22 protein-coding genes are annotated in these 16,245 nt (G+C 34.1%); 15 read left to right on the top strand and 7 right to left on the bottom strand.

Annotation, left to right across the window (positions count from 1 at the left end; all coding sequences use genetic code 11):
- Positions 1 to 38: 38 nt before the first annotated feature.
- Entirely contained in the window at positions 39 to 857 is an 819-nt protein-coding gene (locus TY13_RS05700) for an MBL fold metallo-hydrolase (protein ID WP_042472949.1), read from the top strand.
- Between the two features lie 187 nt (positions 858 to 1,044).
- Here TY13_RS05700 and TY13_RS05695 read toward each other — a convergent pair whose 3' ends face one another.
- A complete protein-coding gene (locus TY13_RS05695; RefSeq protein ID WP_052344238.1) occupies positions 1,045 to 2,073 on the bottom strand; it encodes a serine hydrolase domain-containing protein in 1,029 nt (342 codons plus the stop codon).
- Positions 2,074 to 2,504: 431 nt separating this feature from the next.
- Here TY13_RS05695 and TY13_RS05690 point away from each other — a divergent pair, with 431 nt between their 5' ends.
- Positions 2,505 to 3,764: an MFS transporter gene (locus TY13_RS05690; protein WP_042472946.1), complete on the top strand. Its 1,260-nt coding sequence runs from the start codon at positions 2,505 to 2,507 to the stop codon at positions 3,762 to 3,764.
- A 146-nt stretch (positions 3,765 to 3,910) separates the two neighbouring features.
- Here the strand turns inward: TY13_RS05690 and TY13_RS05685 are convergent, their stop codons facing one another.
- Positions 3,911 to 4,099, bottom strand: a complete 189-nt coding sequence (locus tag TY13_RS05685) for a hypothetical protein (protein ID WP_042472943.1) — start codon at positions 4,097 to 4,099, stop codon at positions 3,911 to 3,913.
- Between the two features lie 145 nt (positions 4,100 to 4,244).
- Between TY13_RS05685 and TY13_RS05680 the strand changes: the two genes are divergently transcribed.
- Positions 4,245 to 4,913 carry a M15 family metallopeptidase gene (locus tag TY13_RS05680; RefSeq protein ID WP_042472940.1) on the top strand — a complete coding sequence of 223 codons (669 nt, stop codon included), beginning with the start codon at positions 4,245 to 4,247 and terminating at the stop codon, positions 4,911 to 4,913.
- Between the two features lie 53 nt (positions 4,914 to 4,966).
- Here TY13_RS05680 and TY13_RS05675 read toward each other — a convergent pair whose 3' ends face one another.
- Positions 4,967 to 5,908: a phosphotransferase enzyme family protein gene (locus TY13_RS05675; protein WP_407637711.1), complete on the bottom strand. Its 942-nt coding sequence runs from the start codon at positions 5,906 to 5,908 to the stop codon at positions 4,967 to 4,969.
- Between the two features lie 186 nt (positions 5,909 to 6,094).
- Here TY13_RS05675 and TY13_RS05670 point away from each other — a divergent pair, with 186 nt between their 5' ends.
- The 6 genes from TY13_RS05670 to TY13_RS05645 all read left to right on the top strand — a co-directional run bounded on the left by TY13_RS05670 (position 6,095) and on the right by TY13_RS05645 (position 9,674).
- Complete coding sequence (locus tag TY13_RS05670) at positions 6,095 to 6,958, top strand: aminoglycoside phosphotransferase family protein (RefSeq protein WP_042472938.1); 864 nt, start codon at positions 6,095 to 6,097, stop codon at positions 6,956 to 6,958.
- Between the two features lie 68 nt (positions 6,959 to 7,026).
- On the top strand, positions 7,027 to 7,545 hold the full coding sequence (locus tag TY13_RS05665) for a hypothetical protein (RefSeq protein ID WP_042472936.1): 519 nt from the start codon (positions 7,027 to 7,029) through the stop codon (positions 7,543 to 7,545).
- 251 nt (positions 7,546 to 7,796) lie between these two features.
- Positions 7,797 to 8,141, top strand: coding sequence for an ArsR/SmtB family transcription factor (locus TY13_RS05660; protein ID WP_042472933.1), 345 nt, complete (start codon positions 7,797 to 7,799; stop codon positions 8,139 to 8,141).
- Positions 8,142 to 8,158: 17 nt separating this feature from the next.
- Entirely contained in the window at positions 8,159 to 8,674 is a 516-nt protein-coding gene (locus tag TY13_RS05655; protein WP_042472930.1) for an SRPBCC family protein, read from the top strand.
- A gap of 219 nt (positions 8,675 to 8,893) precedes the next feature.
- Entirely contained in the window at positions 8,894 to 9,118 is a 225-nt protein-coding gene (locus TY13_RS05650; RefSeq protein WP_042472927.1) for a hypothetical protein, read from the top strand.
- A 130-nt stretch (positions 9,119 to 9,248) separates the two neighbouring features.
- Complete coding sequence (locus tag TY13_RS05645; RefSeq protein ID WP_042472925.1) at positions 9,249 to 9,674, top strand: YybH family protein; 426 nt, start codon at positions 9,249 to 9,251, stop codon at positions 9,672 to 9,674.
- Positions 9,675 to 9,952: 278 nt separating this feature from the next.
- On the opposite strand, the gene TY13_RS20055 is transcribed toward TY13_RS05645, so the two are convergent.
- Positions 9,953 to 10,063 (bottom strand): YjcZ family sporulation protein, encoded by a 111-nt coding sequence (locus tag TY13_RS20055; protein WP_042472923.1) that lies wholly within the window; start codon positions 10,061 to 10,063, stop codon positions 9,953 to 9,955.
- A gap of 222 nt (positions 10,064 to 10,285) precedes the next feature.
- Complete coding sequence (locus TY13_RS20050; RefSeq protein ID WP_042472921.1) at positions 10,286 to 10,411, bottom strand: YjcZ family sporulation protein; 126 nt, start codon at positions 10,409 to 10,411, stop codon at positions 10,286 to 10,288.
- 655 nt (positions 10,412 to 11,066) lie between these two features.
- Here TY13_RS20050 and TY13_RS05625 point away from each other — a divergent pair.
- Both TY13_RS05625 and TY13_RS05620 read left to right on the top strand, forming a co-directional pair.
- Positions 11,067 to 11,270, top strand: a complete 204-nt coding sequence (locus TY13_RS05625; RefSeq protein ID WP_042472914.1) for a DUF4177 domain-containing protein — start codon at positions 11,067 to 11,069, stop codon at positions 11,268 to 11,270.
- Between the two features lie 172 nt (positions 11,271 to 11,442).
- On the top strand, positions 11,443 to 11,643 hold the full coding sequence (locus TY13_RS05620; protein ID WP_042472912.1) for a hypothetical protein: 201 nt from the start codon (positions 11,443 to 11,445) through the stop codon (positions 11,641 to 11,643).
- A 263-nt stretch (positions 11,644 to 11,906) separates the two neighbouring features.
- Here the strand turns inward: TY13_RS05620 and TY13_RS05615 are convergent, their stop codons facing one another.
- Positions 11,907 to 12,143, bottom strand: a complete 237-nt coding sequence (locus TY13_RS05615) for a hypothetical protein (RefSeq protein WP_042472909.1) — start codon at positions 12,141 to 12,143, stop codon at positions 11,907 to 11,909.
- Between the two features lie 153 nt (positions 12,144 to 12,296).
- Here TY13_RS05615 and TY13_RS05610 point away from each other — a divergent pair, with 153 nt between their 5' ends.
- The 3 genes from TY13_RS05610 to TY13_RS05600 all read left to right on the top strand — a co-directional run bounded on the left by TY13_RS05610 (position 12,297) and on the right by TY13_RS05600 (position 14,712).
- On the top strand, positions 12,297 to 12,509 hold the full coding sequence (locus TY13_RS05610) for a hypothetical protein (protein ID WP_042472906.1): 213 nt from the start codon (positions 12,297 to 12,299) through the stop codon (positions 12,507 to 12,509).
- Between the two features lie 852 nt (positions 12,510 to 13,361).
- A complete protein-coding gene (locus TY13_RS05605; protein WP_230199387.1) occupies positions 13,362 to 13,805 on the top strand; it encodes a GNAT family N-acetyltransferase in 444 nt (147 codons plus the stop codon).
- A gap of 643 nt (positions 13,806 to 14,448) precedes the next feature.
- Complete coding sequence (locus tag TY13_RS05600) at positions 14,449 to 14,712, top strand: hypothetical protein (protein WP_042472902.1); 264 nt, start codon at positions 14,449 to 14,451, stop codon at positions 14,710 to 14,712.
- An 81-nt stretch (positions 14,713 to 14,793) separates the two neighbouring features.
- On the opposite strand, the gene TY13_RS05595 is transcribed toward TY13_RS05600, so the two are convergent.
- Complete coding sequence (locus tag TY13_RS05595) at positions 14,794 to 15,135, bottom strand: hypothetical protein (protein WP_042472899.1); 342 nt, start codon at positions 15,133 to 15,135, stop codon at positions 14,794 to 14,796.
- 280 nt (positions 15,136 to 15,415) lie between these two features.
- On the opposite strand from TY13_RS05595, the gene TY13_RS05590 reads away from it, so the two are divergent.
- Positions 15,416 to 15,649: a hypothetical protein gene (locus TY13_RS05590; RefSeq protein WP_042472897.1), complete on the top strand. Its 234-nt coding sequence runs from the start codon at positions 15,416 to 15,418 to the stop codon at positions 15,647 to 15,649.
- The last annotated feature ends 596 nt before the right edge of the window (positions 15,650 to 16,245 follow it).

The following is a 16,245-nucleotide window of genomic DNA, read 5'->3' as shown; positions in this document are numbered from 1 at the left end:
AGCCTCTATTACAACAGGCTCGTTTTTTCTATGCTAATATGGTTAATTTAACAATACAAAGGGGCGAGGATATTTTGATTTTTGACACATGGTTTACTGTTCAACAAATTGATAACTATACATATGCAATTAGTGAATATGGACATTGGGAGAAGGTCCATTCATTCCTATTGCTAGGAAATCATAAAGCCATTCTTATAGATACTGGGCTTGGTATTGATAATATTAGACGAATTACTAATCAGTTGACTAATTTACCAATTGAGGTAATTACTACACATGTACATACGGATCATATTGGCAGCCATGGGGAATTTGAAAAAATTTATGTTCATGAGGCGGATAAAGAATGGCTAGTGCATGGCATAAAAGGCTTAACCATTGAGCAAATAAGAAAAGATATTAGCAGGGATATTACGAAACCAACCCCTGTTACATTTAATCCTGCAACCTATCAGCCGTTTCAAGGTGAGCCAACAGATGTACTAAACGATGGAGATTTAATCGAATTAGGGAATCGAACTTTAAAAATTTATCATACACCTGGTCATTCCCCGGGCCATATTTGTATTTTTGATGAAACAAATGGCTATTTATTTACAGGTGATTTATTGTATGATGAAACCCCTGTTTATGCCTTCTATCCTTCAACAAGTCCTGTTGACTTAATTGCTTCATTAGAAAGGATGGCAATGATACCAAATGTCAAAAAGGTATTTGGCTCGCATAATACACTAGGTCTTTCACCAGCTATTTTAGAAGAAGTAAAAATTGCAGCGAAATATTTGAAAGAAAATGACTTAGTGAAGTTTGGGACAGGTGTTCATACATTTAATGGTTTTAGCGTCCAGTTCTAATAAAGTGATTGAATTTTGATTATAATAAGCTTTGAGCCTTACTACATTTTATACGTAGCAAGGCTCTTTATGTTACTTTAAAATAAAGTTTGATTGTTTTCTAGCTTTCAGCTCTAACATTCGCGCCTAAATATTGAATAATACTTGCATTTGAGTTGTTTTACAACATATCCTAACATTTGTGTTATTACATTGTCGATTTTATAGAACATTCATAAACAATGTCCCCGAAAGATCGAATGTCGTCGAGATAATCATATCCTTCAGGTGAACCATAATGGTTGAACATTCTAACTGCTACGACATTTTCCTCTGGAATGACGAGCAGAGCTACATTTGTATAGCCAAGTAATTGATAGGAGCCTTTTGGAACCATATCGCCTATTTGATTAAAGCTATGGTTCGTGTCTTTGACAAACCATAAAAAGCCATTCTTCTGAATAGGGAGTGCTGGGTTAGGAGTTTGAATGGATGTTGCCATTTGAATGATTTCTCTAGGAATAATCTGTTTTCCTCCCCATTTTCCTTCTGTTAAATGAATATAGCCCCATAAAGCAAGCTCTTGTGCAGACACATACATATTCATTCCTGAACCATCTACTACATCCGTCTCAATCCAAAAGGGGTTATTTGCATCTCGAATAGTGCTTGCAATTTTTGAATGAGGCTGACTCATCTTAATCCATTCAGTTGATTGGAAGCTGCATGGCTCAATAACCTGCTCTTTTACAATATCAGCAACGGACCGTCCCGTTGTTTTTTTTATAAGCGTTGTCAATAACTCAATACTGGGACCTCTATAAGCCCATGACTCACTGGGTTTATATTCACTTATTAATTTTCCGTCATCTATTTTTAAACCGTGTGTATGGGTCAATAAGTGACGAATTGTTACTCCTTCATATGCGGATAAATGAGGGTCTTCAACAAACTGCCGAATCGGATCATCAATGGAAAAATAACCATGGTATATCGCGTAAGCAGCAGCAAAACCGATATAAGCCTTTCTAACAGAGGCAATGTGGAATTGAGTATCTGCTTTCACATCTCGCGCATGTATATCATTTGATTGTTTACCAAAATAAGATTCTGTTACTATTTTATCGTTATGGATAATAAATAGAGCAGCACCGCTGGAACCCATCTTTTCAGCGCTTCTTTTTACATGTGTCTGTACATCTTCAAACAAATTTGTGTAATCATTTTCTAATAGCAATTTAATCACTCTCCTATAAAAAATAAAAAATGCCCCCAATATGATTGGAGGCACTGTGCAACATTACTGTTTTTAACCATTAAGGACACCAACACAAGTTATCTCACTTATGTCACCTGTATAACTTTTATAATTGTAATATATTTCAATAACTTTAGCAATATTCTGTTTTTTATATCCCGATCTTTAGTTAACCAGCCTTGTTTGAATAAGTGTAATAATTCAAATTAAATAATTGGTATTTTCAAAAAATAATAAAAATGGTATAGTATGGAGGATTAATAGAAGAAAGAGAGTGATCTATGATGACAGTCAGCACTGATATTCCCAATAAAAACAGAAAACGAGCGGGAGTAGAACGGAGTATCACCTTGATTAATTAATACGTTGTACAGAAGTTTGCTTCCGCCACAATGAGCGGAGGATAAAAGTTGAATTTTTCAAAACAGAATACTTTTTACGTTTTTTTATGGATTATCGTTAGCCAATTTGTTTCTTTGTTAGGGTCTTCAATGACTCGATTTATATTAGGTATCTGGGTCTATCAGTCCACAGGTCAAGTACTTAGCTTTGCAATGGTTTTGGTTGCAAGTTATTTACCAAGCGTTGTTGTTTCACCATTTGTTGGAAATTATATTGATCGTAATGGTCCTAGATTGGCATTAGTTGTTGGTGGCATTTTAGGATCTGGGTTACTCGCTTATGGAACTGTTGTTGCAATAGCAGATCAGCTCACTTTGTTTTTTGTTTTGCTACTATCGGTGGGATTATCTATTGTAAGTGCGTTAGAAACGCCTGCCTTGCAAACACTAACGCCAATGCTTGTTGCGGAAGAACACTTATCACGTGCAAATGGAATGCTTGCATCTGCAACATCCACAACAAATATTGTTGGTCCCATACTTGCTGGTGCTCTTTATGCATATGGAACAATTAGCTGGATTATTGGAATTAATTTTGTCACCTACTTGCTTGCTTTGATTGTTGTTTTTATTTTATGGAAACGTCTGGTTACAATAAAAGAGAGCCACAATAATGAGCAACAGTATAGCTTTTGGCAAGATATGATCAAAGGATTTCATTACACATGGAAATACAAAGCATTGTTTGCAATGATTATGCTACACACTTGGCTTAATGTTGCATTAGGAGTAAATAGTGTCATTCGTCAACCTTATATTTTAGAGTTTGGTTCAGAAGAGCAGTTTGGGCTTGTGACTTCTTTATTTGGTGTCGGTATGGTGCTTGGGAGTATTGTAATGTCTACCTTGAAAGTAGTGAGAAAGATGATTTGGTATATTCTCTTATCCTCCCTGGGGATGGGACTTTCCGTTCTCCTAACAGGACTTACAGAGCACGTTTGGATGATTGGCTGTTTATGGATTATGATGGGATTTTTATTGCCAATTACAAATACATTAAGTATTACGCTTATTCAGTGCAATACGGATGCAGCATATCTAGGGCGAGTATTTTCAATTTCTAGGATGCTTTCATGGGGAACCCTTCCACTTGCTTATGTCATTGGGGGATTCGCAGGGGATTGGCTTGTGAGTCACCAAGTTACATTTACTTTTTTAAGCCCATATGGATTTTTACTTGTACTAGCAGGGGCATCTATTGTGATTATTATTGCTTATTATGCCTTTTTTAGCAACATTAAAGAGCTAGAAGAAAAAACGAGCTTATAGGAGAGAACTGAAAAAGTCGATTTACCCCAAATACTTTGGGGTAAATTGACTTTTTCTTTATTTGATGACTTGATGATTCACTTAGATGGTTTAATGTAAATCATTTTTTAATTCAATATTATAAACAGTCATTCCTTCTTTATCTTTTATTTATCGAATGTAGAAAAAGATACAATGAAGGAAATAATCATCACTACGATAGATGCGATAAGAAGTTTATTGTATTTTTTTGTTTTTGTAGAATCATTTTTAATTAAACTAAAAATAAATAATACAGCATAAATAAAAATAAAAGGTACACTAAACAACCAAATAAAAAAGAATACAGTATCCATTTAATAAATCCCCCTTAATTCTAATTTTAAAAAATATATTTTTATTTGTATATGAAAATCTAACAATATCATTTTTTGAAAAGAAAAACGCACAAGTAACAGCATTCGCAATGCATAAAAATAGAAAGAAAGAAGGTGATAAAAAATGAGTGTGGACGTTACTATTAGAGATTTAGATGAGCTAACAACTGTAGCGCGAACGGCATGTAGATTACTGTTTCAGGAGTGTTACAAAGCGGGGGTGCGAAATATTTTTATTACCGAAACATATCGCTCACAGGAGCGGCAAAATTATCTGTATGCACAAGGACGTACAAGACCAGGTGCAATCGTTACTTGGACACTGAATAGTAATCATAAATCGCGCCTAGCATGGGACATTGCCGTATCACCTCCAAATGCTTTATATGACGCCTTAATATTAAGCAAAGTCGGGGCAATTGCACGTAAATTAAATATTACATGGGGTGGTGATTGGCAGGGCAGTGTTGACCGAGCACATTTTGAGATTCAATCAACATGGAAATTGCCAGCAGGCTATAAGCTAGAGGGGACTGTCATTGTTCCTTCTAACAGTAAGCTACAAGTTCAATTGATTGTAGATGACACGAAGGGGGGAATACCTATGTCACAAACATGGAATCCAGGAAGTCCTTCAATGCAAACGGCAGCGGAAGCTTTTATAGCACAAGCCGTAAAGGATGGCATTATTCAAGATTCCCACTTAAAGGACTTGCAAAATAAGCAAATGACAACGGATCGACTATTGGGCTTATATATTACGATTGTGCAACGGCGAAGTACTACTGGATAAATTATGAAAAACCGTTATTTCGAATTTTTCCAAAATAACGGTTTTTTCTGAAGCTAAATAATAGGAAGGGAATGATTTTGTTCAATCCTTAACCTAAAGTGATTCATTATTCTTATTTGATCCTCAGTTAACTTTTCTTTATTCCAGTACATATGCATTAAGCTGTATTCAAATATTTCTTTTAATTTTATAAATAAGGGAAGCTTATCTAACATTTCTGTTGGAAGCTCATTTTCCTCTTTATAGCCTTCGATAATTGCTTTTGTAATACTTCTTCCGTATTCAATTATGCTACCACCACCGACATAGGAATACTCTATCGCACTATATATCGGAACTGCTAAATCAAAAATATAAAAGTTTTTCTCACAATCTTGAAAATCAACCATTGTCACCTTTGAATCCGAATCAACAAGCACATTTTCTAGCCATAAATCACCATGCAATAATCCATAAGTTGAGTAATCCTTTGGCATTTCTTTAATTGTTAATAAAACCTCTTGTGCAATATTTCGAATAACGGTTTCTTCCTCAGGGATATATTTTAGAAAAGCATATTCCTCATTTTCATGCCAATCATTTATGTATTGAACTGAATGTAAATCTTCAAATTTCTTTGAGAAACGATGCAATCTGCCTATTTGCCTGCCTAATTCTTTTAATATATCGGCATTCCACTGGTTTTTGGGTAAATGTATACCGGGAGCTGCTTTATACAGAACCGTTAATATTTCTTTGTCGTTAAGTGTGATTTTCTCAACTATTTTCTCATTTAAGGAAGGGATTGTTGGCGATACACCTAATCCTTCTTTATACAGGAAGTTTGTATAATTAACTTCTTCTAATTGTTCATCATAACTTTTATAGTTGGTGATTCTTGCAAAATAATCGCCTTGCTTAGTAAGACAGCGATACATTTCATTCGTTACTGCTTCCACTTTTATAAACTCCACTGGGTATATTTCATTTAGTAATTCAACAAGTTTATGTTCCATCATTAATCTCTCCATTTTCAATAAAAAAATCCTACATATGGTTATTATAACATTTCGAATATTTGAAAACCATATATCCCTGAATATATCTTTCTTAAAAAATCCTGTAAAATAGAATTGTGCCAAATGAAAACTATGTTTTCGTAGGAAAATGCTGTAATGTAGTAAACAAGGAGGGACAACTCGATGTTAAAGCGTGTCATTCAAAAATTTGGATTGAAGGTACAATCAGTGAGTGAGGTTGATGATTCTTATAGTTCAACAGTCTATAAATGTACTTTATCTTATGGGGAAAATGTTTTTGTGAAAATTCCCTTTACAAAATTGAAGTATCAGCGGGAATTAGAAGCCTATGAAATTTTAGAGGGCAATGTTGCCATTCCTAAAATGTTAGATTACTGGTCTGGTAATGAAGAGTGCCCAGGTGCCTTTTTATTATCGGAATTAAAAGGACAACCGCTAACAGCCAAGGTCACACCAACAGTAGCATTTCAAGTTGGGGTTCTCCATGCCAAAATGCATACTATTCGTCCTCCTGAAGGGCGAGAATTAGCAGCTATCCAAAACGAATTTCCTAACTGGTCTAATTTTGTCGAACGCCAATTTTATAGTTTTGCTGAAGAAGTAAGAGGCATTTTGGATGAACAATTATATAAACAAGCCATTGAAAAATATGAAAAAATGAAACAACAGCTTCCTTCCTCGGATGGACCAAGCTTTATACATATGGATTTTCGTCCAGCTAATATAATTGTTAATGGGGAAGTAGTTTCAGGAATGATTGATTTTGAAAGCGTAAGATTTGGTTCAACAGAAATCGATTTTACTAAATTATATCGTGATTTTTTGAGCCTTGATAATGCCTTGTATAACGCCTATCAAAAGGGCTATAACAGTATCAGACCCTTAATTGAACTAGAAAATGTATTGCCATTTTATCAATTTACGGATGCCTTCAATAGTATTGGATGGTGTAAGCGTCGTGGTATTGAAAAAAATGCTTTATTTTTAGAAGAAAATATAACGAGATTGGAAAAATGGCTAAAATAAGTTAAATTTAATTTTCTATATTAATTTGTCACCTAATTATGTATATTAATATACTAGGAGGAGAATTTATGAAAAAAATACTACCATTTCTATTAGCACTAACTTTTCTTCTAGCAGCTTGTAATCAAACTGTCGAAGTCAAGCTTCCTGCATCTTTCCTAGAAGGGCAAAATGTCGATGATGTCATTGCTAACGCTAAAGAAGAAGGCGTCAATGAAATTACGAAAAATGATGATGGTTCTTTGACATATAAAATGTCGAAGGAAAAGCATAAAGAAATGATAAAGGAATTAGAGGACGGTATAAAAGAAACGATTGAAGAAATTCAGAGCACTGAAGATTTTCCATCAATCAAAAACGTAGACTACAACAAAGAATATACTGAGTTTACGTTAACTGTGGACAAGGAAAAATTCGAGGGCAGCTTTGATGGGTTTGCCTCATTTGCATTAGCTATCGCAGGCATGTACTATCAAATTTTTAATGGTGTAGATGCGGATGCATACAAAGTAACAATCCAACATAAAGATGAGAAGAGCGGTGAAATCTTTAATACAACCGTTTACCCAGACGATTTAAAAGAATAGCGATGAATAAATTGTCCGCAAAGCAGGCTAGTGCGCCGCTTTGCGGACAATTTTTGCTGTTGGCTTGAAATATTCCTTTGTGTCAAAGGTGATTTATAGAGGATTAGTAAAGTAAGTTGCAAAATATATTGAAGTAACTCTTGAATATTCCTTGACAGGAATATTCTTTATCGAGTATATTATATTTAATAAAACCTATGCTGATGTAGATGATAATTTACCAGCAATCATCATTTTAAGAGGTGAATGACATGTCAGGGAAAATCTCAGACGTAAACATTACGACATTGAGTGCTTTATCTGAAGCAAATCGTATGAATATCGTCGAACTCCTGCGTCAAGGTCCTCTAACCGTAGGGGAAATAGCTGACAACTTAGGATTAAAGCAGCCCCAAACTTCAAAGCATTTAAAAGTACTTAGTGACAATGGGATTGTGGAAGTACAGGCGGAAGCTAACCGCCGAATTTATAAGCTCAGGCCGGAGCCATTTCAAGCTTTGGATTCCTGGATACAAACCTTCCAATGTGTAATGCAAGAAAGGTTTGACAATCTCGATGCATATTTGAAGGATTTGCAGAAAAAAGAAAAATTATAAAACTAGGAGGAATTGCAATGTCAAACAATTCGATGGTATCAAGAGTAGAAAACGAGCGTGTACTTATTTTGGAGCGTGTTTTTGATGCTCCGCGTGACTTGTTATTCAAAATGTTTAAAGAGCCTGAGCATTTAAAACATTGGTGGGGACCAAAAGGATGGGACATGCCAGTATGTAACGTTGATTTTCGCCCAGGAGGTGTTTGGCACTATTGCATGAAATGTGTTGACGAAAGCCAAGGTCAATTCTTTGGCATGGAATCGTGGGGAAAAGGGATTTATAAAGAGATTATTGAGCCAGAAAAAATTAGCTATACAGATTACTTTTCGGATGCTGAAGGCAAATTGGATGATTCCTTGCCAGCGACTGAAATTACATTAGAGTTTGTTGATTTAGATGGAAAGACTAAGCTAATAAATCGCGCTGAATATGCCTCTGCCGAGAACCTTAAAACTGTTATGGATATGGGCATGTTACAAGGCATTACTGAAACTTGGGATCGCCTGAATGACTTTGTGCTATCACTGAAATAGGCTATATTTATAAAATGCAAGGCGTCACAAAGGGTGGCGTCTTTTTTATTATAGATTTACTATTTCGAGTATGTAAACATTGATGAACAGGAAATATTTTATAAAGAAACAAATGACTATCAGAAGAGCTAATAGAAATTGCTGTTTATTTCCACTTGATAAATAAGAACAAATGTTCTAAAATAAATACAAACAAACGTTCCTTTTGGAGGGTGAGAAATGAAAGAGCAATTATTAAAAGCAATGCAACGTCAATTGTTATTGGATATTATGTATATAGCAAAGGACGGAAAAATATCGAAGCGACGTATAAAAATTATCAAATTAACTGGCGACACAATGCAAGTATATTGCTTCAGCAAACAGGCAAAACGTACTTTTATAATTGACAATTTACTTGCTGTAGCTCCTATTATTGTAAAAGAACAGGCCGTAATTAGTTAAAGCTTTCGATAATAATTCAGTCATTGGTGAGTCATATTGAAAATCTATGCTACAAATAGTTAAAAGGGGAATATCAATATTCAGAATTATCAGTTTCATGTTAATGTATTTGGTATAAGGGGGTTTTTAAATGTCTACTACAAAAACTTTAATTGAGGATTTCCGGAGATTTTTTATTCATTTTCAAGAAACGTGGAATAGCTGTAATGCAAATAATATGACTGCTTTGCTGTCGGAGGATTTAACAGTAAGGTGGGGAGGACCAGAAACAACTATTTCGGATTGGGGATATGAGGAAGCCTGTGAAGGGTGGAAAGAAGCATATAAACAATATGAGGGCCATTATCCGAAATGGTACTTTCAAGAGCTGCATATTACACCCGCATCTGAAAATGAAGTCATTGCCACGTTTTGGGTAACCTTTGAAATGGATGGAACATTAAAAGAAGTAGTAAAACTGTTTGTACAGAGATTCAGAAAAGAACAAAATAATGAATGGAAGTTAATAAGAGAATATTGTGAAAGCCTTAGTCCTGAACATTTTATTTCTAATTAATAGAAAATAATCATTTTTCTAGAAATAAAAGAAATATGTGAATTAAATTAGTAGAAATTTTTTCAAAAAAATCTGTAAGCAAAGATGAATGTATATATTAAGGCGTAATACCATAGTAGAAACACCTAATATGCTAAGAGAAAGAAACAAGTAAATAGGTACTTTCTATGAAAAAGAAAAAATCACCGTAGACAAGGAATGACCTGCTACGGTGAAGTATAAGTTTTATAGGGCTCAATTAATTTTGAATCTAGGCATTACGAGCAATGTGAATATTATTAATAAGGTCTTACAAAACTAGTACCAACAATAATTAGAAGGATGAATAGAACAACAATTAGTGCAAAACCTGCACCAGAGCCATAGCCTGAACCATATTCTTGAGACATAAGATTTCCCCTCCTTTCTATTCTAGAATATGAATGATTGTTTAAACGACTTACGATAATCATCTAATTAATAAAAATAAATATCTTAGTTATCTCTCAAAAGCTGTAATGAAAAAGGCCACTTTTGTAAAAGTGACCTTTTAATAGGATGCTGTAAAGCAAAATATGCTTTACACATTACTGATTTCTATTATGTCGATAGTAGCAATTGTGGTAGTTAGACTAATACATGAAAGTTGCGCCGACAATAATTAAAAGAATAAATAAAACAACAATTAAGACGAATGACGAGCCATAGCCATAACCACCGCCACCGCCACCATAACATTCGTTCCCATAGTAACTCATATGATATCCCTCCTTTGTATAATCTATAATATGTAAAGCTACATAAAATAAAGGAGGTGTTCACCCTATTCAGAGTAAAATAGGTAAGCTTTTTTCACATTGTAAGCCGGTTTAGAAAAAAATAAGCCGATCATATAATATGTATTTTTCCTGAATAATTATTTAAATGTTGGTCATAATAATATTGATGGTTGGTTAGCCATCACGTTTCAAGGCGCAAAAGATTCTAAACGAATCTTGCGCCTTTTATTTTTATTCAACAGATATCCAAACGCCAATTGATATACCACATTCTTGTAGTAACCGCTGAGAGTATGGAATTTATGGAAGATTTGATTGCAGAAATTGCTTTGAAGGTATAAAAATGATGCGCTTTTTCAATAGATTTTGTTGTACTTGAGGGAGTAAATCATGGTGGCAATGTTTTTCGTACAACCTGTAATTTTGAGAAAAACGGCTTTTAGTAAAGTGCCTACATCTCTACAACCAGATGTAAAAGAGGTTCTTAGCGACAGCGAGCTTGGTTGGTTGAAGAAAAAAAAGGGGAGAGAGAACGTAGCTGGCTCTCTCTTCAGCCACAGTTATTGTTAGTGTCAATAAATGAAGGGAAATCCTTCCTTTTGTCGAATTAAGAAGATGAAGGAGGGATAGTAGTATGAAATGGGAATATAAAAGACTTTTATGGGATCCAAGTATGCAGGGGTGGAAACTCCAGAATAATGAAGCAGAATTAGAAAAGGAGCTTGCCTATTTAGGATTAGAAGGCTGGGAATTGGTAAGTGAGAGAAACTCCAAGATAACTAGTAACAATCGGGTAGAGGAGGTTACTTACACATTTAAAAGACCTATTGAAGAGTAAAATACCAAAACGCTTGGGAATTTGAAGGATACGCATTTACTTGTGTCCCAAAATACGCAGCAATTGCTAGTTACCTAGATTAGCGGTCTTTATAAAAGAATTAGCAGGAAAAATCTTTTTTTTAGTCGAAATATGTAAAAGATAAAGAAAATGGAGTAGGGGTAAAACAGTAATGAAAACTTTTGACACATCACGAAATGGTAAAGCATATACAGAGGAAGAAAGAATATTTCTTGATACTTTAGCGGAGGTACTTGAGGATCGACAAGAGATGGAAAAAATCTCTCCTTATATTGCGGCAGGGATGCGGAGAACGGTAAGTGGCATACAAGGTCAGATTGAAAAAAGAAAAGGCTGGTTTTTTACGGAATAAAACGCTATTAATCAAGGGTGTTTTTTTATCCCAGAAACTTAGGAATTTGAAGGGCTTGCAAAACAAGCAAATGACAATTGAATGACTATTAGGTTTATATATTACGATTGACCAACGGAGTAGTACTACTAAACAAATTTAAGACCATGATACTCAAAATAAACTGTATTCAATAAGATGGACTTTTTTCAAAGTGTCAATTTTATTGAGTACAGTTTATTAATTGGAATCTGGTTTTCTTTGATTGTTTACCTTTTTAGCTGTTACATTATTGCTCTAAAAAATTCATAAAATCCGATATTCATTGGGATTGCCCAAATAAAGAAACCAAACAAAGCAATTGGACCAATAAAGAAATTATATATTTTAGTTGGCAATATTTTACCCAAAAGTATTTTATAAATCCACACACAAATATACATTACAGTTGGTAATAGGAGTATTGGAGGGATGAAATGCCATAGACCGCTACCTATCGAGAAGCTTGACCATAAGTCCATATAACATTACTCCATTCTACTTTTTATGGAAATTATAGCATAAAAGGAAAATGTAATCTAATAAAATTAAAAGAAATATGTAGAATTATGAAAGCAGTAATAGAAATAACCTATTTATCCATGTATATTAGTGGTATAAATAGGAGGGCTTTTATGAAGTATTTATTACGTTTTATATCATTGGTTCTATGGTATTGGTCATTTATTTTTATAATCGCAGGAGTTGCAGTTGTCGTTAGTAATAAATTTAATATTACTGGTATACCATTCTTTGGATTTATCGTTGGTCTATTGGGGTATTCAGGGATATTATTGTGGAAGAAAGCAGGAGAATTTAGCAATACTTCTTCAAAGAAAAAAAGATGATAATAATTTTATTAAAAGTCAAGTAAATGTTTATAAAGCTCTATAACTAAATAATTCAATACAATGTCACACATTATATAGGGGTAAAAGGAAAGGATAGATGAACAAGGGGATTACCTGCTTGCATCTATCCTTTTCAGAGTGATGTTTAAAGACAAAAAAGTTGGGAACTAAAAACTCGATCGATTAGCTGTGGGTCAAGTTTTTTGTTAAACTAAATAATTTAAAAAGAGTTCTCCCCAATAATTGAGAAATATGTTAATATAATTACAAATGATTTATGAAGCAGTAGCAATTACTTTGTTGATTCATCACGTCAGATTTAAGCTGTTTACAACGCTAAGAAAAGGATAGTTAGCAATCGACGCTTTGGGTGCATTTTCGTTATTCCACAATCGGTTCATTTTGTTGTATTAATGTTTGAACCGAAATGAAAGTTTGGGTACATAAGGAATCTCGCTCTTATGGGGAACGGGTTTGGTTGATGGGGAGAAAAGTGCAATTAACAGGTTAATCAGCATAAATTTCAATAATGAAAAAGATATTTAAAACAAGTAAATACGCTCAGAATATGAGCGTATTTTTGCGAATAAGCAACAGTTAGTTGAGTAATTTATCTATGAAGTTTCTTTCTTATCTTTTGCGAAAAATCGCATAGAGCTATAATAATAAAGTGGTGCAATGCGGCTATATGAATGACTATTATCAAAAAGAACTGATTCAAAATCAATTGGAGCATTAGGTTCTAGGATTTCCAGATTGTATTAAGATTTATTTGCTAATTCCACTTTTCAAAAGTTGAATTATTTACATTAAACATCCCTAACTATGTTTGGAAGGTGATATTTTTTGGTGGAGTTAAGAACAATTAATCAGGACAATTATAAAGAATGTTTAAACTTGCATACAGCTGATACCAATGCGGACTTTGTAGACTCTGTAGCGTGGTCTTTAGCTGAAGCGTGGGTGTTTTATGATGACTCACGCCCCTTTGCAATTTATGCCGATAATGTGATGGTGGGCTATGTTTTAATGTATATTGGCGAAAATAACCCCCAAATCATAAATTTTATGATAGATAGCCGTTTTCAAAAAAGAGGCTATGGATCAGCAGCGGCTAGGCTTTGTGTTGAATATTTGTGGAAAGAATACAATGCAACTAGGATTTCCTTACCAGTTAATCTAGAAAATATAACCGCACAAAAATTTTGGAGCAACATAGGCTTTGAAATAACAGACGATATGGAGGATGGTTATTTTTATATGCGGTTGTACATACCAGAAAAATATGTCTGAGTATATAAAATGGAGCCTGTTTCCATAAACGGGCACGATTATTACATAAGCGCTCTTGTTTCACTAACGGTGTGCTTTAGTGCAATAAGGATTTATAGCGTATACAAAACAAACGTAAATAACGTTCCCAAACGCAAGTTGGAGATACACCATTAAGCTACGAATGTTGTCAAAACAACGTTTCGTAGCTTTTCTGTATGACTTTGTTTATAAATAATTTTATACACTCTCTTCAAAAGTCAGTCATAGCAATGTTTAAGTGGTCTTTCGAGCATGGATGCATGATTGACTTTAATGAATAATACCATGCATATTTCTTAACGTTAAAAATAGTTAAGGTAACCTTGTTAAAAACAATCTAACAGGGCTATCAGGGCATCTCATAAACTCTCTATTTAAACTGCTCAAAATGATTAGCAACCTATCGCTTCTGATTTTCTGCAACATATTGTTCAACTGCAATCAATCTATTCACCAATTCTTCTTTATAAAACAAGATGATGAAAAAATTTGTGATTTTGTCTATCAAATCGAACAAGATAAGCTTTTCGGCTTGTACGTAAACCAACGTGAGGAATTTTTAAAAGATTGGGATGCGGAAGAATACGATCCAGCAGGGGCTTGACATATTCCAAAGGAGTACTTGACTGTAATAAAACCACTGGTCAATATCGAAAATTTGAAAATGAAAATTATTGAAGAATCATTCTTACTAATAGATGGTCAAGGGGAAGATGGAAAAACTTACACATATATATTAGGCCGTGATTTAACGGACGAGCAAGTAGAGCGTTTGCAACAGATGTATTCTAATGACAAGGATAAAGATGGTGTGCTGATTCAGAAAAAAGAAGGTGAGTGGGTAGCTGTTTACCAGGCTACTCCACACAAGAACCAAAATATGTAGGAAGGGAATCGGAAAAATACGAGAAGCCTTATAAACGAGTATAAGGCTTCCGTAACTAACAAATAAAATCTGTTTATAAAATTAAAGAATCGGTGTTAATTCTGAGTTCACAAATCGTTGGGCATCGATGATTACACCTGAAGCTGTTCGCCCGTAAACGCTATATAACCCGCCTGTTTGATTAGGAACAATTTCAACTTCATATTGAAACGATCCAGCTACACTTGGAGTTACAAAAGTAGAAGCGTTGGCGTTAGCCGCAAAAGGAGTTGTTGATAATAATTGTCTAGTGCCGTTGAGTCTGAAAACCCTTACTACGCCTGTTAATAGACCTCCAGTCAGATTAAGAACTTTTACACGAACGCTAGAAGCATTAGCTGGTAGATTTCCCATATTTTCGATTGGACCAGTTGTTAAAGGCATGCAATATTCACCTCCTAAAAATAATAATTTATAATCTGCAGATTACATTTTCATAGTATGTAGTAGCCGATATGTTCTCTAGTCTTTTTAATCAAGTTTCTTAAAAAATAAAAGCAAAGTATGAATTATTTAGTAGAAAATGTCCTAATAGTGAATCTGTAAACAAGGGCGAATCCATATACCAAGACATAGTACCCTAGTAGTAACACCTAATATTGTGAGAGCTATATAGTAACTAAATAATATCTCAATTTTACAGAATAAAGGGGGAGCTAACGAAATGCCTATAGACTTAAAGGTCTTACCAAGTTATGAAAATGGGAGCAGAGGATATATCGGCTGGGGTCCTGGATGGGACTACTTAACAGGCAAAAGCAATTATAACTCCAATATCAGATTCAAGACATGGAGCGATTTTAATGACGCATGGGGAAACATTAATATTGACTTTAATGATGTGTTGATAATGAAAATGGGCGTATTTAGGGACGCATTCCTATTGCTAAAAATATAGAAGAATTTATGATTAGAGAAAAATTAAAGAACGAATGAATCAAGTAGATGAAATTTTTATACAAACAGCTCGCATGGTTACAATCATAAATTTTAATGAATGTAACCAATCTTTTTTATTCATAGTTGAAACCTCCTTAAGTGTCAATTTGAAAATCGAATATCAAATCATACTGAAACTTTTAATGCATTTATGAAAACTATATTTGGGTAAATAATTTGGATTTATATAAATAAAACAATAGTCCCCGTATACGTAGTAAATCAACAACAATTTAATATCAAATATTTATCAGCCTTACACAGTTTAATTGGAAGGCTTTTATTATGGTAAATCAAGTAGTGGCACGTATAGCAGCAGAGGCTTTTTAGCGCAGGCAGTGAAAGAGGGTATCATTCAAGACTCTCACTTAAAGGACTTGCAAAATAAGCAAATGACAACTGATCGACTATTAGGTCTGTATGTAACCATTGACCAGCGACGTAGCACCACTAAATAAATGTAAGCCCATGATATTCAAATTTTTATGAGTACATGGGCTTGTTAATGAAACAAAACAGAATTGTACCCCAAATCCCATCAAAAATAAGATACAA

Origin of the sequence: Bacillus ndiopicus (genome assembly GCF_000612805.1) — a bacterium.
GTDB classification, from domain to species: Bacteria; Bacillota; Bacilli; order Bacillales_A; family Planococcaceae; genus Metasolibacillus; species Metasolibacillus ndiopicus.
Note: the sequence above shows the minus strand (reverse complement) of the source record. Positions and strands in the feature narration are given on the sequence as shown.